The 21,198-nt window shown below is 63.4% G+C and carries 16 protein-coding genes; 11 read left to right on the top strand and 5 right to left on the bottom strand.

Annotation, left to right across the window (positions count from 1 at the left end; all coding sequences use genetic code 11):
- The first annotated feature begins 36 nt into the window (after positions 1-36).
- Positions 37-1,416, top strand: a complete 1,380-nt coding sequence (locus ACWFUC_RS08480) for an MFS transporter (RefSeq protein WP_489624642.1) — start codon at positions 37-39, stop codon at positions 1,414-1,416.
- 105 nt (positions 1,417-1,521) lie between these two features.
- On the opposite strand, the gene ACWFUC_RS08475 is transcribed toward ACWFUC_RS08480, so the two are convergent.
- The 4 genes from ACWFUC_RS08475 to ACWFUC_RS08460 form a co-directional block, all read right to left on the bottom strand.
- A complete protein-coding gene (locus ACWFUC_RS08475; protein WP_209579922.1) occupies positions 1,522-2,457 on the bottom strand; it encodes a transglutaminase-like domain-containing protein in 936 nt (311 codons plus the stop codon).
- A gap of 1 nt (position 2,458) precedes the next feature.
- Positions 2,459-4,960 carry a circularly permuted type 2 ATP-grasp protein gene (locus tag ACWFUC_RS08470; RefSeq protein WP_489624641.1) on the bottom strand — a complete coding sequence of 834 codons (2,502 nt, stop codon included), beginning with the start codon at positions 4,958-4,960 and terminating at the stop codon, positions 2,459-2,461.
- A 93-nt stretch (positions 4,961-5,053) separates the two neighbouring features.
- Positions 5,054-8,446 carry a transglutaminase family protein gene (locus ACWFUC_RS08465; RefSeq protein ID WP_489624640.1) on the bottom strand — a complete coding sequence of 1,131 codons (3,393 nt, stop codon included), beginning with the start codon at positions 8,444-8,446 and terminating at the stop codon, positions 5,054-5,056.
- 238 nt (positions 8,447-8,684) lie between these two features.
- Positions 8,685-9,911 (bottom strand): polyhydroxyalkanoate depolymerase, encoded by a 1,227-nt coding sequence (locus tag ACWFUC_RS08460; RefSeq protein ID WP_489624639.1) that lies wholly within the window; start codon positions 9,909-9,911, stop codon positions 8,685-8,687.
- Positions 9,912-10,246: 335 nt separating this feature from the next.
- Between ACWFUC_RS08460 and ACWFUC_RS08455 the strand changes: the two genes are divergently transcribed.
- The 5 genes from ACWFUC_RS08455 to ACWFUC_RS08435 all read left to right on the top strand — a co-directional run bounded on the left by ACWFUC_RS08455 (position 10,247) and on the right by ACWFUC_RS08435 (position 15,174).
- Positions 10,247-10,903: a glutathione S-transferase family protein gene (locus tag ACWFUC_RS08455; protein WP_034338352.1), complete on the top strand. Its 657-nt coding sequence runs from the start codon at positions 10,247-10,249 to the stop codon at positions 10,901-10,903.
- Between the two features lie 85 nt (positions 10,904-10,988).
- Complete coding sequence (locus tag ACWFUC_RS08450) at positions 10,989-11,432, top strand: cupin domain-containing protein (protein ID WP_121043100.1); 444 nt, start codon at positions 10,989-10,991, stop codon at positions 11,430-11,432.
- 258 nt (positions 11,433-11,690) lie between these two features.
- Positions 11,691-13,118 carry a circularly permuted type 2 ATP-grasp protein gene (locus ACWFUC_RS08445; protein ID WP_034338355.1) on the top strand — a complete coding sequence of 476 codons (1,428 nt, stop codon included), beginning with the start codon at positions 11,691-11,693 and terminating at the stop codon, positions 13,116-13,118.
- Between the two features lies 1 nt (position 13,119).
- On the top strand, positions 13,120-14,124 hold the full coding sequence (locus tag ACWFUC_RS08440; RefSeq protein ID WP_034338357.1) for an alpha-E domain-containing protein: 1,005 nt from the start codon (positions 13,120-13,122) through the stop codon (positions 14,122-14,124).
- Positions 14,125-14,295: 171 nt separating this feature from the next.
- The gene (locus ACWFUC_RS08435; RefSeq protein ID WP_088754567.1) at positions 14,296-15,174 is read left to right on the top strand and encodes a proteasome-type protease; all 879 of its coding nucleotides are present in this window, start codon (positions 14,296-14,298) and stop codon (positions 15,172-15,174) included.
- 160 nt (positions 15,175-15,334) lie between these two features.
- Here the strand turns inward: ACWFUC_RS08435 and purM are convergent, their stop codons facing one another.
- Entirely contained in the window at positions 15,335-16,378 is a 1,044-nt protein-coding gene (purM, locus tag ACWFUC_RS08430; RefSeq protein WP_121042984.1) for a phosphoribosylformylglycinamidine cyclo-ligase, read from the bottom strand.
- 104 nt (positions 16,379-16,482) lie between these two features.
- Here purM and ACWFUC_RS08425 point away from each other — a divergent pair, with 104 nt between their 5' ends.
- From ACWFUC_RS08425 to folK, 5 genes are all read left to right on the top strand, one after another.
- Entirely contained in the window at positions 16,483-17,565 is a 1,083-nt protein-coding gene (locus tag ACWFUC_RS08425; protein WP_034338366.1) for an AI-2E family transporter, read from the top strand.
- 123 nt (positions 17,566-17,688) lie between these two features.
- Positions 17,689-18,405, top strand: coding sequence for a DnaA regulatory inactivator Hda (gene hda / locus ACWFUC_RS08420; RefSeq protein ID WP_034338369.1), 717 nt, complete (start codon positions 17,689-17,691; stop codon positions 18,403-18,405).
- Entirely contained in the window at positions 18,402-19,085 is a 684-nt protein-coding gene (locus tag ACWFUC_RS08415) for a histidinol-phosphatase (RefSeq protein WP_034338372.1), read from the top strand. Before hda ends, ACWFUC_RS08415 begins: the two co-directional genes overlap by 4 nt.
- A complete protein-coding gene (gene pcnB, locus ACWFUC_RS08410) occupies positions 19,082-20,692 on the top strand; it encodes a polynucleotide adenylyltransferase PcnB (RefSeq protein ID WP_489624638.1) in 1,611 nt (536 codons plus the stop codon). The genes ACWFUC_RS08415 and pcnB overlap by 4 nt, the downstream gene beginning before the upstream one ends.
- A gap of 5 nt (positions 20,693-20,697) precedes the next feature.
- The gene (gene folK, locus ACWFUC_RS08405; protein ID WP_489624637.1) at positions 20,698-21,183 is read left to right on the top strand and encodes a 2-amino-4-hydroxy-6-hydroxymethyldihydropteridine diphosphokinase; all 486 of its coding nucleotides are present in this window, start codon (positions 20,698-20,700) and stop codon (positions 21,181-21,183) included.
- Positions 21,184-21,198: the final 15 nt, after the last annotated feature.

Genomic DNA, 21,198 nt, shown 5'->3' with positions numbered 1-21,198 from the left:
AACAGCCGTACCCCCCAATATCCAGAAGAGAGAGACATGAGACCAGAAACCCCTGCCCTGGACGTCCAGGCCTTCATCAACCGCGAGCCCTTCTCGCGCTATCAATGGCTGATCTTCGCGCTGTGCTTCTTCGTCGTCCTGCTGGACGGCTTCGACACCGCCGCCATCGGCTTCATCGCCCCCTCGCTGCTCAAGGACTGGGGCATCGCCAAGCCGGACCTGGCTCCCGTATTGAGCGCCGCGTTATTCGGCCTGGCCGCCGGTGCGCTGACGTCGGGCCCCCTGGCCGACCGCTACGGCCGCCGCAAGATCCTGCTGCTGTCGGTGCTGGTCATGGGCGTGGCCTGCCTGGGCTCGGCCTTCGCCGGCAACCTGCAGGAACTGACCATCCTGCGCTTCCTGACCGGCCTGGGCCTGGGCGCGGCCATGCCCAATGCGGTCACGCTCACCAGTGAATACAGCCCGGCCGCGCGCCGCGCCATGCTGACCAATGCCATGTTCTGCGGCTTCCCGCTGGGCGCAGCGCTGGGTGGTTTCCTGGCGGCGTGGATGATTCCGCTGTGGGGCTGGCGCAGCGTGCTCATGCTGGGCGGTGCCGCCCCGCTGCTGCTGTTGCTGGTGATGCTGCCCAGCCTGCCGGAATCGGTGCGCCACATGGTGGCCAAGGGCTATGCGGCCGAGCGCATCGGCGCGGTCCTGCGCCGCATCTCTTCTTCAGCCACCGCTTTCAATCGCTTCACCCTCACCGAGACAGGCCCGCAAGGCGAAGCCCCCACCGGCAAGAGCGGCATCGCCCTGCTGTTCGAACGGCGCTACCTGGTCGGCACCTGCATGCTGTGGCTGGCCTACTTCATGGGCCTGGTGATCTTCTATGCGCTGGTGAACTGGATGCCGGTGCTGTTCAAGGATGCCGGCCTGGCACCCAAGACCGCCACGCTCATTGCTGCGCTGTTCCCGCTGGGCGGCGTGGGGGCCATCCTGTTCGGCTGGCTGATGGACCGCTACAACGCCAACCGCGTCATCGCGATCGGCTTTGCCGCCACTGCGGTGGCGGTGTTTGCCATCGGGCAGGCGGCGGGCAATGTGGGCGTGCTCACCGTCGTGGTGTTCGTGGCCGGTACCTTGATGAATACCGCGCAATCTTCCCTGCCGGCACTGGCCGCGGCCTACTATCCGACGCGGGGCCGTGCCACCGGCGTGGCCTGGATGCTGGGCGTGGGGCGCTTCGGCGGTATCGCCGGTTCCTTCCTGGTGGCCGAACTCACGCGCCGCCAGCTGGGCTTCAGCGAAGTCTTCGCCGTGGTGGCCGTGGCCGCGCTGGTGTCTACGGTGGCCTTGCTGGTCAAGCAGGCCTCGGACCGCAATCGTCCCGATGGCGGCAAGCCGCTGATGGTGGCGGACGCAGGGGCACATTGAGCGCAATCCCGAGCTTGGCGTAAAAACAAACATGGCCACTATTCTTTCGAATAGTGGCCATCGTATTTTGTGGCGACGCGGCGGCAACAATACAGAAAATTGCGCTCAGATTGACAGCTGCAAACCCTGCGCCTCTTCGCCCGGCAACACCGTCACTGCTACCTGCATGCTCTGCTGCCCGCCGCCGATGAGCACGCCGCGCAAGGGTGAGATGTCGAGGAAATCGCGTCCCCAGCCCAGCGTGATGTGACTGGTATCGGGGAAGACGCCATTGGTCGGATCGGCGTCGATCCACGTCCCTTCGCCGCCGTCCACGCCGGGGCAATACACCGAGACCCAGGCATGCGAGGCATCGGCTCCGATCAGGCGCGGCTGACCCGGGGGCGGCTCGGTGAGCAGATAGCCGCTCACATAGCGTGCCGCCAAACCGATGGAGCGCAGGCAGGACAGCATCAGGTGCGCGAAGTCCTGGCACACGCCGCGCCGGTTGGTGAAGACTTCCGTCACCGGTGTGGACACGGTGGTCGCGGCCGGATCGAAGGCGAATTCCTCATGGATGCGCATCATCAACGCACGCACCCCCTCCACCACCGACAGGCCCGGGCTGAAGCACTCGGCCGCATAGCGGATGAACTCGCGCTTGATGCGCACGTGTGAGGATTCGAACAGGAAATTGGATGCCTCCAGCATGCCCGGCGCCATGATGCGGCCGCCGTGATAGGCCATCACCGTGGCCGCTTCCTCCCACTGCATGCCGGGCTGCGGCTGCGCACGCGGCGTGAGCGCGACCCAGGAATCGGCCTGCACATCGAGGCTGGTGTGATCGGTATCGAGCGAGAAGGCCTTGATGACGTTGCCGAAATTGTCTTCGTAGCTGCGCACCAGTTGCGGCGACGGCAAGACGTTGACGGTGTGCGAGAGACATTGCTGCCACGGCAGTTCGCGCGGCGTCAGGTGCAGCACCTGGTGCGACAGCCGCACCGGCAGCGAATACTGGTAAGTGGTCTGATGATGGATGCGGTAGACCGTGCGCTCGCTCATGTCATACCCCCTGGCTGACCGGTGCGGTCAGCGGCGTGAAGTAATGGCGCGAGAGATCATCCGAGAGCATGTAGCCGCCGCTGACGGCATCGCGCATCAATTGCGTCAGGCGCGCATTGGCCTCGGCGACGTTGGGATGATCGTGCGCAAACTCGGCCAGGTTCATCGCCTCCAGCTGGCTGGTCAAGTGCGCAGGAATGGTCATGCTCAGCAAGCCCAGCTGCTGGGCGATCTCGGCCATGTATTGCTGCAGCATGCGGAACTGGTAGGCCATGCCATGCGGATTGCTGACGTCGAACACCAGCAGGTGCAGCACCGGCAGCCACTCCGGCGTGCGGCGATAGCGCACGCGATAGGTGACGATGCTGCTGGCCGCCTCCAGCAGCCACGACAGTGCCGCCGTCTGGCGCTGCGGCGGCAGGCGCAGGAAGTTGTCGAAGAGCGCCGCCATGTTGGCCATGCGTTCGATGTGGCGGCCCACCATCAGGAACTGCCAGCCGGCATCGCGCGTCATGTCATCCAGCGCATGACCGGCGAGGCCCGAGCAGGCATCGATGACGTTGCCCAGCACATGCTGTGCAGCGGCCGGTGTGTTGATGCGTTCCTGCACCATGGCCGGCATCTTGGTCAGGGCGTGCCAGTTGTCCAGCGACAGATGTTCGCGCACCTGGTAGGCGGCATTGGCGAGCTGGCGCAACTGCGTGGCCACGCTCACCGGCGCCGAAGGATCGACCACGGCCGCCTGCAGGCTCTGCTGCAGGCCGGTGATGGTCGGACGCGGTTCGGATTTGGGCATCTGCACGCCGAGCTGGCTGCAGATCCACGACACGCTGCCCAGCATGCCACGGCTCTCGGTCTGGCCATCCATGGTGTATTGCAGGGTGGTGCGCAAGAGGCGCGAGAGATTTTTCACCCGCTCCGAATAGCGCCCCATCCAGAACAGGTTCTCACCCGAGTGCGAGGACACATCCACCGTGCCCCTGATGACCGTGACGTTTTTTGCACCATGGCCGTCATCGGCCATGGCCGGGTCCGGGCGCTCCTCTTCACGCAGCACCCACACATCCTTGCTGGTACCGCCCTGCTGCATCGAGACCACGTCGCGCCGCTGGCGTGGCGCCACGCGTGTCAATCCACCCGGCATCACCTGATAGCCACCTTCGCCATCGGCCACCGCAAACACGCGCAGGCTGATGGTGCGGTTCATCAAACGATAGTCACCGCTGCGCGACATCACCGGCGCTTGCGACAGGCGCACCCATTCCTGGGCGGCATAAGCGTGCGGCTGCAGTTGCAGGCTTTCGATCAGGCGGCGGCGCGCGGTACCCGTGACGGTATGGCCGAACACCGGTTGCATGCGCATCGAAGAAAACGCCGGCACGATCACCAGTTCATCCAGATGCGCCAGTGTGTAATCGAGCGCCGGCTTTTCGCCGCACCACCACGACGCTACTGAAGGCAGCAGCAGCGATTCGCCATACATGCGCTCGTTGATGGCTGGCAGGAAGCCGTGCAGTGCGGTCGATTCCAGCACGCCGCTGCCCAGCGAATTGGCGATGACCACATTGCCCAGTCGCGCAGCCTGCGTCAGGCCCGGCACACCGAGGGCGGAATCGGCGCGCAGTTCCAGCGGATCGCAATAGTCATCGTCCATGCGGCGCAGGATGGCGTGCACGCGGCGCAGGCCGTTCAGGGTCTTCAAAAATACCTGGTCGCTGCGCACCGTCAGGTCCACCCCTTCCACCAGCGGGAAGCCCAGCGTGTGCGCCAGGAAAGCATGTTCGGAATAGGTTTCGTTGTAGGGGCCGGGCGTGAGCAGCACGATCAGCGGCACTTCACCCTGGGCCGGGGCCAGGCGCGTCAACATCGCGCGCAAGGTGTGGAAGTAGCGGTGCGGCGACTCCACGTGCATGTCGCGCAGCGCTTCCGGCATGGCGCGCGACATGATCTGGCGGTTCTGCAAGGCATACCCGGTACCGGACGGACCTTGCGTGCGGTCCGACACGACCCACCAGGTGCCGTCGGCCGAGCGCGCCAGGTCGATGGCATACGCATGCAGATGCACGCCACCGGGCGGCTGCCAGCCGTGGCAGGGCATCAGGTAGCCGTGCTGGCCGAACACCAGAGCGGGCGGCAGCAGGCCTTCGGCAATCAGGTGCTGGGGGCCGTAGATGTCGGCGAGCAAGCCGTTCATCAGGCGTGCGCGCTGGGCCACGGCACGTTCCAGGAAATCCCATTCTTCGGAGGACACCAGGTGCGGCAGCAGGTCCAGTTCCCAGGGCCGGTTGGCACCCTTGGGGTCGGCATAGACGTTGTAGGTCACGCCATCGGAGGCGATGGCGTCACGTACCTCGTTGGCGCGCCGGCGCAGCATCTCCGGCGAGAGGTTTTCAAGCTGGTCGATCAGCGTTCGCCAGTGCGGGCGCAGGCGGCCGTCAGCCGCCAGCATCTCGTCGTAACGATCACTGGCGACGGGATAGCTTTCCAGGAGACGCTGGGGCATAAGTCATTGGCGGCCGGGTGGCGCACGCGCCGGGAGCAGGTCCCGTGCGGCGTGTCGCCTTGCAAGCGGCGCGGGGCCGCGCCCAGCTCAGTTTTAGAAGTAGCGTAAGTCTAACGTAAAAGGAAACTCGATAGACGCCCGCGCCGGGGTGACCTGCCATTTTCCCGGGGTATGGTTCATGCGGAAATAGCGCGCCAGACGGCGGCTTTCCGCCTCGAAGGCATTGACCGGGAAGGTCTCGTAGTTGCGGCCGCCCGGATGCACCACGTGATACTGGCAACCGCCCAGGCTGCGGCCATTCCAGGTGTCGACCAGGTCGAAGGTCAGCGGCGAATCCACCGGGATGGTCGGATGCAGCGCCGAAGGCGGCTGCCAGGCCCGATAGCGGATGCCGGCCACGAACTGGCCGACGATGCCGGTGGGCTGCAGCGGCACCGAAACGCCGTTGCAGGTCAGCACATAGCGATCGGAGGCCATGCCGCTGATCTTGACCTGCAGCCGTTCCAGCGACGAATCCACATAGCGCGCCGTACCGCCGCCACTGCTCTCCTCGCCCAGCACGTGCCAGGGTTCGAGCGCGGTGCGCAGTTCGACCTGCATGCCCTTGACCGCATAGTCGCCGATCTTGGGGCAGCGGAATTCCATGTGCGGCGCGAACCATTCGGCACGCATGGGATAGCCGGCCTCGTTCATGTCGGCCATGACGTCGGCGAAATCCTGCTCGATGAAATGCGGCAGCAGGAAGCGGTCATGCAGTTCAGTCCCCCAGCGCACCAGGCGCGCCGGCTTGTAGGGCTCCTTCCAGAAACGCGCCACCAGGCCGCGCAGCAGCAGTTGCTGGGTCAGGCTCATGCGTGCGTGCGGCGGCATTTCGAAGGCGCGCAGTTCCAGCAGACCAAGACGGCCGGTGGCGCTGTCGGGCGAATACATCTTGTCGATGCAGAACTCGGCGCGGTGCGTATTGCCGGTGACGTCGATGAGCAGATTGCGCAGCAGGCGGTCCACCAGCCAGGGCGGGCAATCGCCCTTGGCCACCTGCTTGTCCATCTCGCTGAAGGCCAGTTCGATTTCCACCGTCGAATCATTGCGCGCCTCATCGATGCGCGGTGCCTGCGAGGTCGGGCCGATGAACATGCCCGAGAACAGGTAGGACAGCGAAGGATGGTTGTGCCAGTACGAGATGAGGCTGCGCAGCAGATCGGGCCGGCGCAGGAAAGGAGAATCACTGGTCGTGATGCCGCCCAGCACCATGTGATTGCCGCCGCCGGTGCCGGAGTGATGGCCGTCGAGCATGAACTTTTCGGTCGTCAGGCGCGAGGCGCGTGCGGCGTCATACAGGTGCGTGGTCTGCTCGACCAGTTCGCTCCAGTTGTTGGCCGGCTGGATGTTGACCTCGATCACGCCGGGGTCGGGCGTGACGCTGAACTTGCGCAGGCGCGGATCGTGCGGCGGCTCGTAGCCTTCCAGAAGTACCGGCTGCTTCAGTTCCTCGGCCACCGCTTCGATGGCGGCCACCAGTTCGAGGTAATGCTCCAGTTGCGACAAGGGCGGCATGAACAGGTAGAACACGCCATTGCGCACCTCGGCGCACAGGGCGGTGCGGGTCAGCCAGTTGGCCGATTCGAAGGGGGCCGGTACGGACTGGGTGGCGTTGCTCGTGGTAGCGGCATTGGCAGCATTGGCCGTATTGCCCGCCGCCTTGCCTTCCATGCCAAGTGCAGCCGCAGTGCTGGCCGCCTTCTTCAGGAGCGCAGCCGGCTCCTGCGGGCTGCCCAGCTGGCGGCGGATTTCGGCGCTGCTGGGCAATGGGCGGAAGGCCTGGGTCGGATCGGCCGGATAGACCACCGGCGCCTCGCCCTCCTTGACCCAGGGCAGCGAATCCAGCGGCAGGCGATAGCCCAGCGGCGAATCGCCAGGATACAGGTAGCAGCGCTCGCTGCGCAGGAACCACGCCCCGCTCTGCCAGCCACGGCCATCGTCGCGGCGCGCCAGTGGCAGCACATGGCCGACCGCGCTTTGCAGGCCCTGCGTGAAGACCTTCATCAGGCGCTCGCGCTCCTGCTTGTCATCCACGCGCGAATCAAAGGGATCGACATTGCCCGGCAGGCGGCGCTCGCGCCACATGTAGTAGAACACGTCTTCATAGGCCGGGAAGACGTTCTTGCCATCCACCTGCAAGCGCTGTGCCACGCGGTGCAGGAAATGGCTGGTGACGATCTTGTCGCTGACGTTGGGCTTGGTCTCGTCGCCGATCAGTTCGGGATTCAGCCAGATCGGTTCCCCATCGCGGCGCCAGTAGCAATTGAGCGCCCAGCGCGGCAGCTGCTCGCCGGGATACCACTTGCCCTGGCCGAAATGCGGCAGGCCCTGCGCGGCATACCTGTCGCGCATGCGGTGATACAGCTCGGCGGCCAGCGGCTTCTTGGTCGCACCCAGGGCGGCGGTATTCCATTCCGGTTCATCCGGGTGGTCCAGCGAGACGAAGGTCGGTTCGCCGCCCATGGTCAGGCGCACATCATTGGCCTGCAGGTCGGCATCGATGGCGTGGCCCAGCTTCTCGATGGCGGCCCACTGCTCTTCGGTGTAGGGCTTGGTCACGCGCGGCGCTTCCCAGATGCGCTTGACCGACATCAGGTGCTCGAACTCCACTTCGCAAGGATCGACCAGGCCGCTGACCGGCGCGGCCGAGGCCGGCTCCGGCGTGCAGGACAAGGGGATGTGGCCTTCCCCGGCAAACAGGCCCGAGGTCGGGTCCAGCCCGACCCAGCCGGCACCGGGCAGATAGACTTCGCACCAGGCGTGCAGGTCGGTGAAGTCGGCCTCGGGACCGGAGGGACCATCGAGCGACTTCTGGTCGGCTGTCAGCTGGATCAGGTAGCCGGACACGAAGCGCGCCGCCAGCCCCAGGTGGCGCAGCAGCTGCACCAGCAGCCAGGAAGAATCGCGGCAGGAGCCGGACTTCAGTTGCAGCGTTTCTTCCGGCGTCTGCACGCCGGGTTCCATGCGGATGGTGTAGCCGATGTGGTCGGCCAGCTTCTGGTTCAGCGCCACCAGGAAATTGGCGCTGCCGATCTTCTCGCGCGGAATGCTCTTGAGGAATTTTTCAAACAGCGGCGACAGCGGCAGCTTCTGCCGGTAGGGCAGCAGTTCGTTCTGCAGGTCCTTGGCATACTCGAAGGGGAACTCCTCGGCATAGGGTTCGAGGAAGAAATCGAAGGGATTGATGACCGACATCTCGGCCACCAGATCGACCTCGATCTTGAATTCGGTGGTCTTCTCCGGGAACACCAGGCGCGCCAGGTAGTTCGATTCCGGATCCTGCTGCCAGTTGATGAAGTGCGGCTCGGGCAGCACGCGCAGCGAATAGCTCAGGATGCGGGTACGGCTGTGCGGGGCGGGACGCAAGCGGATGACTTGCGGACCCAGGTTGATGGCACGGTCGTACTTGTAAGAGGTGACATGGTTCAGGGCCACGTGGATCGACATGGAATTCCTTTACGACAAGCAAATGGTCAAGCGCGGGGCTTGGTTGTTGGCGACATGCGGAGCAGATCTCCTGCATACCTTGTTTTTCTTACCGCCTGATTACTTTCCTGGTGACTTTCCGGTTGGGGCTGCCTCGTTGTGAGTGTATGTGAGAGTGTAAGTGCCGGGGGAAGAAAAACTTAATCTTTCGATCCTGAAAACTAAGTTTTTCACTCGCATTGGCAAGTACGCCGCAAGCTTACCTGTGATGCATGTTAATGAAATCCCGCAGGCGCGGATAGATCTCGTTGTCCCAGCGCCGTCCGTTGAAGACCCCGTAATGTCCCACGGCCGTCTGAACATGGTGCAGGCGCATGTAGGGCCGGATGTTGCTGCACATTTCCTGTGCGGCCACGGTCTGGCCGACCGCACAGATATCGTCCTTCTCGCCCTCGATGGTAAAGAGCGCCGTGCGGCGGATGGCGCGCGGGTCGACCACGCGCTCGCGATAGGTCAGCTTGCCCAGCGGCAGCGCATGTTCCTGGAACACCGTGCGCACCGTTTCCAGGTAGAACTCGGCCGGCAGGTCAGCCATGGCGAAATATTCTTCGTAGAAATCCTTGATCTGCGCGGCCTGCGCCTCCTCGCCCTCGACCAGATGGTGATACAGCTTGCGGAAGGCGTCGACGTGGCGGTTCAGGTTCATGTTCATGAAGGCGCTCAACTGCACGAAGCCAGGATAGACGCGCCGCCCGGCCCCGGCATGGCGCGCCGGGACGGTGCTGATCATGTTCTTCTCGAACCAGCTGATCGGCTTGCTCTTGGCCAATGCATTGACGGCCGTGGGATTGACGCGGGTGTCGAGGGGGCCGGCCATGAGCGTCATGGTGCGCGGCTGGGCCGGATGATTGTCCTCGGCCATCACGGAGGCGGCGGTCAGCGCGGCCACGGTCGGCTGGCACACCGCCAGCAGGTGCGCACCGGGACCCAGCTCGCTGAGGAATCCGATCACGTGGGAAACGTATTCATCCAGGCCAAAACGACCGTGCTCCAGGGCAACATCGCGGGCATTGCGCCAGTCGGTGATGTAGACGTCATGATCGCGCAACAGGGTCTTGACGGTGCCACGCAAGAGCGTGGCGAAGTGGCCCGACATGGGCGCCACCACCAGCACCTTGGGCTGTGCGGCCGAGGTTTCCTTGCGGAAATGCAGCAGGCCACAGAAGGGCGTGGCGCTGATCTCCTCCTCATGCACCGCAATTGTGCGTCCGCCATCGAGCACTTCGCCGATCTCGAAAGGCGGGCGCGCATGGGTCAATTGCGTCCGCGCAAAAACCTCGCAGGCCGAGGCCATCTTGCGCAAGGCCGGATTGACCGGAACGCCAGGCCAGGTCGCCCCCAGCAGGGGTGCCATCATGCGGGCACAGGCCCGCAGCGGATCGGTGGCGTCGGCGTAGTTCTGGTAGAGCTGATAGGTATTGATCATGAAGCGCCGCCCTCGGTTGTCTCTTTTTGGTGTCCGCTCGCCATGGCGACGATGCAATTGTCGTGCCATTGATGGGCCGCCAGCCCGCCTGCGCGCAGCTTTTGGGAGTTTTCCGGAGGCATTGGTGGCCGCGCGGAAATGCCGGCGGTGCGTGCCCTGCCGTTCCCGCGAGCTGGCACAAGCCTTGCAAGTAGTGGTACGCGGTCCGCTCCTGTGGCCCGTGTCCTTCCCGAGCGCAGACGGGGCGGACGATGAAGATGACCATGAACAAGACACCGCCGCTCACGCGGCCGCGTGCCCAAAGTCAACCTGCACAAAACAGATAAAGGACTGACATGCCTAAGACGACTTTGCGCATCACCAGCAAGAACTACTCCTCGTGGTCCCTGCGCGGCTGGCTCATGGCCAGGTTCGCCGGGCTCTCTTTCGAGGAAGACATCGTGCCGCCGGACGACCCGTCGGCACGGGCAGAGATCCTGCTGCTGTCTTCCTCCATCCTGGTACCCAGCCTCCACCATGGCGACGTACTGGTATGGGATACGCTGGCCATTGCCGAATATCTCAACGAAATCCGCCCCGGCGCCAAGCTGCTGCCGGCCGACCTCGCCGCCCGCGCGCATTGCCGCTCGGTGTGCGGCGAAATGCATTCGGGATTCTCGGCCCTGCGCGCGGCGCTGCCGATGAACCTCAAGGGCCACTTCCCCAACTTCAAGGTGTGGTCCCGCGCCGAAGCCGACATCGTGCGCATCACCACCATCTGGAAGGAGTGTCTGGCCAAGTACGGCGGGCCTTTCCTGTTCGGCGAACAGCGCACCATGGCCGATGCCATGTATGCGCCGGTGGTGACGCGCTTCATGACCTATGACGTCAAGCTTGATCCCATCTGCACCGCCTATGCCAAACGCATCATGGCCATGCCGGAGATGCAGGAATGGATCACCGCCGCCAAAAAGGAACCGGAGGACATTGACGAACTGGACGTGGAATTCTAGGGCGCGCGCAGCAGCAACGGCAGGAAAAGTCGCGCCCGTTTTTGTCGCAGGCCCATGGCGGGAGACCGCAGAAAGGATGGATGTGATGAATACCGTAGCGGAGGCAAGCGTACTGGCGCAGAACAGCTTTTCGCATGTGAGCGAAGGCGACACGCCCTATGAAACGGGAGGGCTGCGCGACTTCTTCCTGTATCGCGACCTGGGCATTGCCGCGGCCACCGGCGGCCAGGTGGTGGCGCAGCTGGTCAAGGCCAACATGGCCCCGGAAACGGGCACCGGATGGCATCGGCACGAGGCCAACTTCCACATCGTCATCATGTTGAAAGGCTGGGCGCGCTTCATGTACGAGACCGAAGTCACGCTGGTCAAGGCCGGGGATTGCGTGCACCAGCGGCCGGGCATCGTGCACTTCCTGTTCGACTATTCGCCCGACATGGAGTATCTGGAAATCGTTAGTCCGGCCGACTTCAAGACCATCGACATGCCGGCCCCCTGCGAGGTTCCCGCACCCACGCCATGGAATAACTGAAGCCGCTGCGGGTCTGCGTTTGATGGGAGCAGACCCGCGCGGGCGAGGAGCAAAAGCATGCAATTTTCCTCTGTCAAAAAATTCAAGCCTCTGTTAGTCTTTCTTCATGCACGCTGGCGCTGGCGTGCAGCGGCAGTCCCCTAGCACCATCGCATTACGCTGTACCCACGCTGTAGTTTTGCCGTACCCACCGCCTCTGTTTTCGTTACAACCTACTTAGAAAGATTCCCGCTCCCCACGGGAACACGAAGCAAATCTATGGCACATTTTTTTGATGAGATGTATTCAGGAGGCGCAGGCAGCGAAGCAGGTCAAGTGCGTCAGCACTATGCAGAATTCGCCAGCTGGCTTTCGGCGCAGTCGCCCGAAATCATCGCCCGCAAACGTGCCGAATCCGACCTGATCTTCCGCCGCGTCGGCATTACCTTCGCCGTCTATGGAAACGATGCCGGCACCGAGCGCCTGATCCCCTTCGACATCATCCCGCGCATCATCCACAAGGCCGAATGGGCCAAGCTGGAAGCGGGACTGGTCCAGCGCGTCAAAGCGCTCAACATGTTCATCCACGACATCTATCACGAACAGAAGATCGTCAAGGCCGGCATCATCCCGCCCGAGCAGATCTTCCAGAACGCCCAGTACCGGCGCGAGATGCAGGATGTGAACGTGGTCAACGACATCTACGCGCACATCGCCGGTGTGGACATCGTGCGGGCGGGCGAAGGTGAATTCTACGTACTCGAAGACAACCTGCGCGTGCCCTCCGGCGTGTCCTACATGCTGGAGAACCGCAAGATGATGATGCGGCTCTTCCCGGACCTGTTCAAGCGCCACAAGATTGCGCCGGTCGATCACTATCCCGACCTGCTGCTGGACAACCTGCGTTCGGTGGCGCCGGCCGGCGTGACCGATCCGACGGTGGTGGTGATGACCCCCGGCATGTACAACTCGGCCTACTTCGAGCACGCCTTCCTGGCCCAGCAGATGGGCGTGGAACTGGTCGAGGGACAAGACCTCTTCGTCAAGGACAACGTGGTCTACATGCGTACCACGCGCGGCCCCAAGCGGGTCGACGTGATCTATCGCCGCATCGATGACGACTTCCTCGATCCGCTGGCTTTCCGTCCCGATTCGGCGCTGGGCGTGCCGGGCCTGCTGCAGGCCTATCGCGCCGGCAAGGTGACGCTGACCAATGCAATCGGTACCGGTGTGGCCGACGACAAGTCGATCTATCCGTATGTGCCGGACATGGTGCGCTTCTACCTGTCCGAGGATCCCATCCTCAACAACGTGCCCACTTACCAGTGCCGCAAGAAGGAAGATCTTTCCTACACCCTGGCCAATCTCGAAAAGCTGGTGGTCAAGGAAGTGCACGGTGCCGGAGGTTACGGCATGCTGGTCGGCCCGGCTTCCACCAAACAGGAGATCGAGGACTTCCGCGCACGCATCATTGCCAAGCCTGATGGCTACATCGCCCAGCCCACGCTGGCCCTCTCCGTGTGCCCGACCTATGTGGAATCGGGCATCGCCCCGCGCCACCTGGACCTGCGTCCGTTCGTGTTATCCGGCAAGCAGATCACCATGGTCAAGGGCGGCCTCACGCGCGTGGCCCTGAAGGAAGGCTCGCTGGTGGTGAACTCGTCGCAAGGCGGCGGCACCAAGGACACCTGGATTCTGGAGAAATAAGATGCTGAGCCGTACCGCCGATCACCTCTTCTGGATGGCCCGCTACACCGAGCGCGCCGAGAACACCGCCCGCATGCTCGACGTGCACGTGCAGACCGCCCTGCTGCCGCAATCGGTCGACGACGCCGAGCAAGGCTGGCGCGCCGTGCTGGGCATCTCGGAACTGCTCTATGGCTACAACCAGAAATACGACAAGCTCACGCAGAAGGACGTCATCGACTTCATGGTGCGGGACCCCAACAACCCGTCCTCGATTGCCTCCTGCCTGCGCCAGGCGCGCGAGAATGCGCGTGCCGTGCGCGGCGCGCTGACGACCGAAGCGTGGGAGATCCAGAACGCCACCTGGATCAAGATGCAGTCCTATCTGCAGACCAATGCGCTGGAGCAGAACCCGAGCGATTTCTTCGAATGGGTCAAGCATCGCTCGCACCTCTCGCGCGGCGTGACCATCGGCACCATGCTGGAGGATGAGGCTTTCCACTTCATCCGCCTGGGGACCTTCCTGGAACGTGCGGACAACACGGCGCGCATCATCGACGTCAAGTTCCACGGGGCCAAGGAAACGCAATCGCAGAAGCAGAATGGCCAGTCGCAATCTCAATCCCAATCGCAAAGCCAGTCGGCGCGCGATGAAGCGGGACAGCTGGACTTCTACTACTGGGCCGCGATCCTGCGTTCGGTGTCGGGCTTCGAGATCTACCGCAAGGTCTACCGCGACGTCATCACGCCCGAGCGCGTGGCCGAGCTGCTGATCCTGCGGGCCGACATGCCGCGTTCGCTGCTGGCCTGCATGGGCAACGTGATCTCCAATCTGCATCATGTGCGCAATGATGTCTCGGCCGATACCGAGCGCTTTGCGGGCAAGCTGCATGCCGACCTGAAGTTCGCCCGCATCGAGGAAATCCTGGAAGCCGGGCTGCACGATACGCTCACCGAATTTTTGGAGCGCATCTTCGAACTGGGCAATCGCATCAGCCGCGATTTTCTTGTTCCTTTGGCAGCGTAAGCCGCCCCGGCTGTGCTTCGCGCGCAAGAAAGAAGCACAGCCGCTGTCATCTTTTCGGGAAACAGGCCGTTACTGTAGGTACGTCACGACAGATGCCCCCGGCGCGCACGCTCTGGCACCGGGCCTTACGGTAAAATCCGGCTTTCCGTTTCCACGTATCACTTTTCCATCATGACCTACTGCGTAGCCATGCGCCTCAACAGCGGCCTGGTGTTCCTGTCCGATTCGCGCACCAACGCCGGAGTGGACCATATCGGCACCTTCCGCAAGATGAGTGTTTACGAGAATCCGGGCGACCGCGTGATGGTCATGATGACCGCCGGCAACCTGTCGATTTCGCAATCCATCCGCCAGATGCTGACCGACCGCACCAATGCGGAAGGCCGCAGCATCTGGACCGCCACCTCCATGTACGAAGCCGCCCAGATCCTGGGCGATGCCATTCGCGCCGTGCATGACCGCGAGGCCGCCGAGCTGAGCAAGTTCGGTATCGATTTCAACGTCAGCATCATCTTCGGCGGCCAGATCCGTGGCGAGCGCTGTAGATTGTTCCAGATGTATTCGGCCGGCAACTTCATCGAGTCACACGACGAGAACACCTACTTCCAGATCGGCGAATCCAAGTATGGCAAGCCCATCATTGACCGTGTCGTCACGCCGCAGACCTCGCTGGACGAGGCCGCCAAGTGCGCGCTGATCTCCATGGATTCCACGCTCAAGTCCAACATCTCGGTGGGCCTGCCACTGGACCTGCTGGTCTATGAAAGCGAAGACCTGGCCGTGACCCGCTTCGTGACCATCGACGAGCAGAACCAGTATTTCCAGATGATCCGCCGCAGCTGGGGCTCGCAATTGAAGCGCGTCTTCGAGGCCATCGACGATCCGGTCTGGGATGCCCCGCCGGAAGATACCCTGAACGTGCTCTCCACCGCCGCCGACATCAGCGAGCCAGTGCGCGTGCCGCCGCCCAATGGCGTGGCGCGTGGCCTGCAGGCCGTCCCGCGCCAGATCCTGGCGGAGCAGGATGGGGATGTCGGGCAGGCGAGCTGAACTCACTGTTAGTTTTTTCTTGTTGGAAACTTAGTTTTTGTTTTAACAAAACTAAGTTTTCATCCGGCGAGAAATTCTCCAACGGAAATAAAAAAGGCTGCATTCCTGAGAATGCAGCCTTTTTACTTTATAAATCGTTAAAACGATTTACAGGGGTCGATCAGCGCACGATGGTCTGTGCTTCGCCTTCGGCGCGGGCGCGGATGGTGCCGATACGGTAGACGGTTTCACCGGCGGCCTTCAGATGGGCTTCAGCGGCGTCGGCGTTTTCCTTGGAGACGATCACGGTCATGCCGATGCCGCAGTTGAAGACGCGGTGCATTTCCGCATCAGCCACGCCGCCATGCTGCTGCAGCCAGGTGAACAGCGGGGGCATGGTCCAGGACTTGGCGTCCAGTTCAGCCGTGAGGTGATCCTGCAGCACGCGCGGGATGTTCTCGACCAGGCCGCCACCGGTGATGTGGACCATGCCCTTGACTTCCAGCTTCTCCATCAGCGACAGCAGCGGCTTGACGTAGATGCGGGTCGGAGCCATCAGCACATCGGCCAGCTTGCGGCCGTGGAAGTCGGCTTCCAGGTCCGGCTTGGCCACGTCCAGGATCTTGCGCACCAGCGAGTAGCCGTTGGAATGCGCGCCCGAGGAGGCCAGGCCCAGCACCACGTCGCCCGGGGCGATCTTGGTACCGTCGATGATCTTGGACTTTTCCACCGCGCCGACTGCGAAGCCGGCCAGGTCGTATTCACCGTCCGGGTACATGCTGGGCATTTCTGCGGTTTCACCGCCGATCAGGGCGCAGCCGGCCTGTTCGCAACCGGCGGCGATGCCCTTGATGACATCGGTGGCCGAGGGCACGTCCAGCTTGCCGCAGGCAAAGTAATCCAGGAAGAACAGCGGCTCGGCACCCTGCACCAGGATGTCGTTGACGCTCATGGCCACCAGGTCGATACCGACCGTATCGTGACGATTCAGGTGGAAAGCCAGCTTGAGCTTGGTGCCCACGCCGTCGGTGCCGGACACCAGCACCGGTTCCTTGTACTTCTTGCTGATTTCGAACAGGGCACCGAAACCGCCAATGCCGCCCAGCACGCCTTCGCGGGTGGTGCGCTTGGCGAACGGCTTGATCGCTTCGACCAGGGCGTCACCGGCATCGATATCGACGCCAGCGTCACGGTAGGAGAGGGAGACATTGGAAGGTGAAGTCATGATGAAATATTGCCAGTGAAGACGGTAAAATAGGGGATTCAGGGCGGAAGTGCCCCTGCCAAGCCGTGATTTTAACAAAACCGCCACCCGCGAACTCCGAATCCATGCCTTTTTCTTTGTCCGAAGAGCAAAAACAGAACCTGGCGTGGCTGATTGTCGGCATTTTGCTGTTGGCGCTGCTGGTGGCGCTGGGCCCGATGCTCTCGCCCTTCGTCGCCGCCGGCATCATCGGTTATGCGCTCAACCCGGGCGTGGACTGGATCGCCAGCCGCCGCATCGGCCCGCTGCGCATCCCGCGTTTCGTGGGCGTGACCATCATGGTCTTGCTGCTGATCCTGGCCGGACTGGCGCTGGTGCTGATCGTGGTGCCTTTGGTACTGCGCCAGATCCCGCTGCTGCAGGCCCAGGTGCCGCCGCTGCTGGACAAGCTGAACGCCTTCCTCTCGCCGCGCCTGCACCAGCTGGGCATCGATGTGCGGCTGGACCTGGCGGGCATCAAGGCCTTGCTCACGCAACAGATCAGCACCAGTGGCGACGAGCTCTGGAGTTCGGTGCTGGCTTCGGCCAAGGTCGGGGGCACGGCGCTGCTGGCCTGGCTGGCCAACCTGCTGTTCGTGCCGATGGTGCTGTTCTACCTGCTGCAGGACTGGCATCCCTTCCTCAAGCGCCTGCAGATCATGATCCCGCGGCGCTGGGCCGGTCGCGTCAATACCATGGCGGCCGAGGTCGATAGCCTGCTGGGACAGTACTTGCGTGGACAATTGCTGGTGATGCTGGTGCTGGCGGTCTATTATTCGGTTGCGCTCACTGCAGCCGGATTTGACAGCGCCCTGCCGGTGGGCGTCCTGACGGGCCTGCTGGTGTTCATTCCCTATGTAGGCTTCGGCCTGGGGTTGGTGCTGGCGATCCTGGCGGCCATCCTGCAATTCGATGGCGCCATCGGCTTGCTGTGGGTGGCCCTGATTTATGGCGTGGGACAGGTGCTGGAAAGCTTCATCCTCACGCCCAAGCTGGTGGGCGAGCGTATCGGCCTGCACCCGCTGGTGGTAATTTTCGCGCTGTTGGCCTTTGGCCAGCTGTTCGGTTTTGTCGGCGTGCTGCTGGCGCTGCCGGCCTCGGCCATCGTCTCGGTGATCGCCATGCATGTGCGGCGCGAGTATCTGGCCAGCAATTTTTACAACCGTTGAAGAGTTTATGATTGATCACAGCCTCCCTGCCCTTGCAGGACGCTGCGCAGGCTCGGGCGCTTGGCGCCGTCCTGCATTAACTGGCCGCAAGCAGCTTGCGGCCTTCGTAGCTGATAGCCACCGATGAAACAGATTCCGCTCGATTTGAGCGCGGACCAGCCGCAAAGCTTCGACAGCTTCGTGACCGGCCGCAACGCAGAACTGCTGGAGCGCTTGAAGCTGCTGGCCACGGCCGGCGTGGACAAATCCATCCAGACCGGCAGTGCCAGCACCGACCGCTTCATCTATCTCTGGGCCGAAGCCGGTGCCGGCAAGACCCACCTGCTGCACGCCCTGGCCACCAAGGCCGGCCAGGAAGGCAACCGCGCCCGCCTCATCAGTGCCGACTCCCCCGAGTCGGCCTTCGACTACAGCCCGCAGACCAGCCATTACCTGCTCGACGACGTCGATCAACTGTTCGAGGAACAGCAGATCGCCGCTTTCAACCTGTTCAACCAGATCCGCGAACAGGGCGGCTGCATGGTCTGCACCGGCACCCTGCCGCCGACCCGCCTGGAGCTGCGCGAAGACCTGCGCACCCGGCTCGGCTGGGGCCTGATCTACCAGGTGCACGACCTGTCGGATGACGAGAAGATCGCCGCCCTGCTGCAGATCACCCTGGACCGCGGCCTGGAAATTCCCCCGGCCGTGATGATGTACATGCTCACCCACTACCGGCGCGACATGCCCTCGCTGTCGCGCATGCTCGACGCGCTGGACCGCTACTCGCTGGCCACCAAGCGCGCCATCACCCTGCCCTTGCTACGCGAACTGTTACAACAGGAATCCGGAGAACAATGAACCTCGCCCTTTTCGATCTCGACCATACCCTGCTGCCGCTCGACTCCGACCACGAGTGGGGCGAATTCATGGCGCGCATCGGCGCCGTGGATGCCGACAGCTTCCGCAAGGCCAATGACGAATGGTTCGCCCATTACCAGAACGGCACGCTCGATCCGGTGGCTTATCTGGAATTCGCGCTGGGCAACCTGTCGCGCTTCCCGCGCACGCAGCTCGACGAGATGCACCTGCAATTCATGGACGAAGTGGTCAAGCCCGCCATCCTGCCGCAAGCCGTGGCCCTGGTGAAAAAACACCTGGACGCCGGCGACCTGGTGGCCATCGTCACCGCCACCAACCACTTCGTGACCAAGCCGATCGCCTCGCACTTCGGCGTGGAACACCTGATCGCCGCCCTGCCCGCGCTCGATGACGCCGGCAACCTCACCGGCAAGCTGGACGGCACGCCGACTTTCGGCCCGGGCAAGATCGTCCACACCGAAGCCTGGCTGGAGCGTCTGGGCTTCAAGCTGGACCAGTTCGAACGCAGCTATTTCTACAGCGATTCACAGAACGACATTCCGCTGCTGGAACGGGTGACCGATCCGATCGCCACCAACCCCAACGACAAGCTGCTGGCGCACGCCCAGGCGCGCGGCTGGCCGGTGCTGAACCTCTTCGCCGACGGCCACGCGCAATGATCAAGAAACTGATTCGCTCCATACTCGGCCGCGGCAAGGCTGCCGCCGACGAGAGTGCCGAGCCCGTGAAAAAATCGCGCGCCAAGGCCGCTGCCGCAGGCGGCAAGATCGAGCCCGATGTGCTCGGGCCCAAAGAGCATGGCATCGATCCGGCACTGGTCTCGCCCAATGCGGTGCGCGTGACGCAGACCCTGCAGGATGCCGGCTACAAGGCCTTCATCGTCGGCGGTGCAGTGCGCGACCTGCTGCTGGGCATCAAGCCCAAGGACTTCGATGTGGCCACCAATGCCACACCGGAACAGGTCAAGCAATTGTTCCGCCGCGCCTTCATCATCGGCCGTCGTTTCCAGATCGTGCACGTGATGTTTGGACAAGAGTTGATCGAAGTCACCACCTTCCGGGGTGCCTCGGCCGAAGCCGCGCCCAAGGATGAACATGGCCGCGTGCTGCGCGACAACACCTTCGGCGAACAGCATGAAGATGCCACCCGCCGCGACTTCACCATCAACGCGATGTACTACGATCCGGCCAGCCAGGCCGTGCTCGATTACCACGGCGGCATCGCCGACATCCGCGACAAGAAGCTGCGCATCATCGGCGAACCCGAAGCGCGCTACCGCGAAGACCCGGTCCGCATGCTGCGCGTGGTGCGCTTCGCGGCCAAGCTCAAGTTCACCATCGATCCGGCCAGCAGCGCACCGATCCGCGTGATGGCACCGCTGATCGACAACGTGCCGGCCGCCCGCGTGTTCGATGAAATGCTGAAGCTCCTGATGAGCGGCCATGCACTGGCCTGCCTGCAGCAGCTGCGCAAGGAAGGTCTGCATCACGGCCTGCTGCCGCTGCTGGACGTGGTGCTGGAACAGCCGCTGGGCGAGAAGTTCGTCAGCCTGGCGCTGGCCAATACCGACGCCCGCGTCAAGGAAGGCAAGGGTGTCTCGCCGGGCTTCCTGTTCGCCTCGCTGCTGTGGCACCAGGTGCTGGAAAAATGGCGCGCCTACCAGGCTGCCGGCGAGTATCCGATTCCCGCCCTGCATCTGGCCGCCGATGACGTGCTCGATGCCCAGACCGAGAAGCTGGCCCTGCAGCGCAAGATTGCCTCCGACATGCGCGACATCTGGGCCATGCAGCCGCGCTTCGAGCGCCGCGTCGGCAAGGCTCCGTACAAATTGCTGGAACACCTGCGCCTGCGCGCCGGTTTCGATTTCCTGCTGCTGCGCTGCCAGTCCGGCGAACTTGATGCCGAACTCGGCGAATGGTGGGAAGCCTTCATCGCCGGCAACGGTGCCGAGCGCGAAGAACTGATCGCCCGCAAACCGGCCGATCCTGCCGGCAGCAATGCCGGTCCCAAGAAGCGCAAGCGCCGTGGTGGACGCAGCCGCAGCAAGTCGCCAGGGGACACCGTTGAAACCAGCGACAGCGGCTGCGAGCAGGAAGCCACTGCCCCTGCGCCGGTGCGTGCACGCGCCCCCAAGGAAGCGGCCGACACGCCGGATGCACCAGCAGATGCCGGCACGGGTGAGGCCCCCAAGCGCCGTCGCCGCCGTCGCAGCAGCGGCAGTGCCGGTGGTGCGGGTGGGGACAGCGCGCCAACAGGCGACGACTGATCAACGTGGAATCATCCTCCACGCTGGCCTGGATTGGCATCGGTGGCAACCTGGGCGACGCCCGCGCCATCGTCGAAGAAGCCATCGCCCATCTGGCCCGGCTGCCCGAGTCGCAACTGCTGCGGAGCTCTTCGCTCTATCGCACCGCGCCCATCGATTCCAGTGGCGACGACTACGTCAATGCCGTCGTACTGGTCTCCACGTCACTGACCGCACTGGAACTGCTGCATGCGTTGCAGGCCATCGAGCTGCAGCACGGACGCGAGCGGCCCTATCGCAACGCCCCGCGCACGCTGGATCTGGATGTCTTGATGTATGGAGAGGCGCAGCTGGAGGATGAAGAACTGATCGTCCCGCATCCACGCATGGCGCAGCGCGCCTTCGTATTGGTGCCCATGCTGGAGATTGATGCGCAGGTGCGCATTCCGGGATTGGGCGCGGCGCGCCATTTCCTGGACGCCATCACCGATCAGCCGATCAGCCGGCTGTGATCTGAACCAGGCTGC

The organism is Herbaspirillum sp. Her4, assembly GCF_057961335.1.
Note: the sequence above shows the minus strand (reverse complement) of the source record. Positions and strands in the feature narration are given on the sequence as shown.

Bases quoted from the DNA above. Each gene is read 5' to 3' on its own strand.
- ACWFUC_RS08480 (WP_489624642.1), top strand. From the start codon at position 37: ATGAGACCAGAAACCCCTGCCCTGGACGTCCAGGCCTTCATCAACCGC.
- ACWFUC_RS08475 (WP_209579922.1), bottom strand. From the start codon at position 2,457: ATGAGCGAGCGCACGGTCTACCGCATCCATCATCAGACCACTTACCAG.
- ACWFUC_RS08470 (WP_489624641.1), bottom strand. From the start codon at position 4,960: ATGCCCCAGCGTCTCCTGGAAAGCTATCCCGTCGCCAGTGATCGTTAC.
- ACWFUC_RS08465 (WP_489624640.1), bottom strand. From the start codon at position 8,446: ATGTCGATCCACGTGGCCCTGAACCATGTCACCTCTTACAAGTACGAC.
- ACWFUC_RS08460 (WP_489624639.1), bottom strand. From the start codon at position 9,911: ATGATCAATACCTATCAGCTCTACCAGAACTACGCCGACGCCACCGAT.
- ACWFUC_RS08455 (WP_034338352.1), top strand. From the start codon at position 10,247: ATGCCTAAGACGACTTTGCGCATCACCAGCAAGAACTACTCCTCGTGG.
- ACWFUC_RS08450 (WP_121043100.1), top strand. From the start codon at position 10,989: ATGAATACCGTAGCGGAGGCAAGCGTACTGGCGCAGAACAGCTTTTCG.
- ACWFUC_RS08445 (WP_034338355.1), top strand. From the start codon at position 11,691: ATGGCACATTTTTTTGATGAGATGTATTCAGGAGGCGCAGGCAGCGAA.
- ACWFUC_RS08440 (WP_034338357.1), top strand. From the start codon at position 13,120: ATGCTGAGCCGTACCGCCGATCACCTCTTCTGGATGGCCCGCTACACC.
- ACWFUC_RS08435 (WP_088754567.1), top strand. From the start codon at position 14,296: ATGACCTACTGCGTAGCCATGCGCCTCAACAGCGGCCTGGTGTTCCTG.
- purM (WP_121042984.1), bottom strand. From the start codon at position 16,378: ATGACTTCACCTTCCAATGTCTCCCTCTCCTACCGTGACGCTGGCGTC.
- ACWFUC_RS08425 (WP_034338366.1), top strand. From the start codon at position 16,483: ATGCCTTTTTCTTTGTCCGAAGAGCAAAAACAGAACCTGGCGTGGCTG.
- hda (WP_034338369.1), top strand. From the start codon at position 17,689: ATGAAACAGATTCCGCTCGATTTGAGCGCGGACCAGCCGCAAAGCTTC.
- ACWFUC_RS08415 (WP_034338372.1), top strand. From the start codon at position 18,402: ATGAACCTCGCCCTTTTCGATCTCGACCATACCCTGCTGCCGCTCGAC.
- pcnB (WP_489624638.1), top strand. From the start codon at position 19,082: ATGATCAAGAAACTGATTCGCTCCATACTCGGCCGCGGCAAGGCTGCC.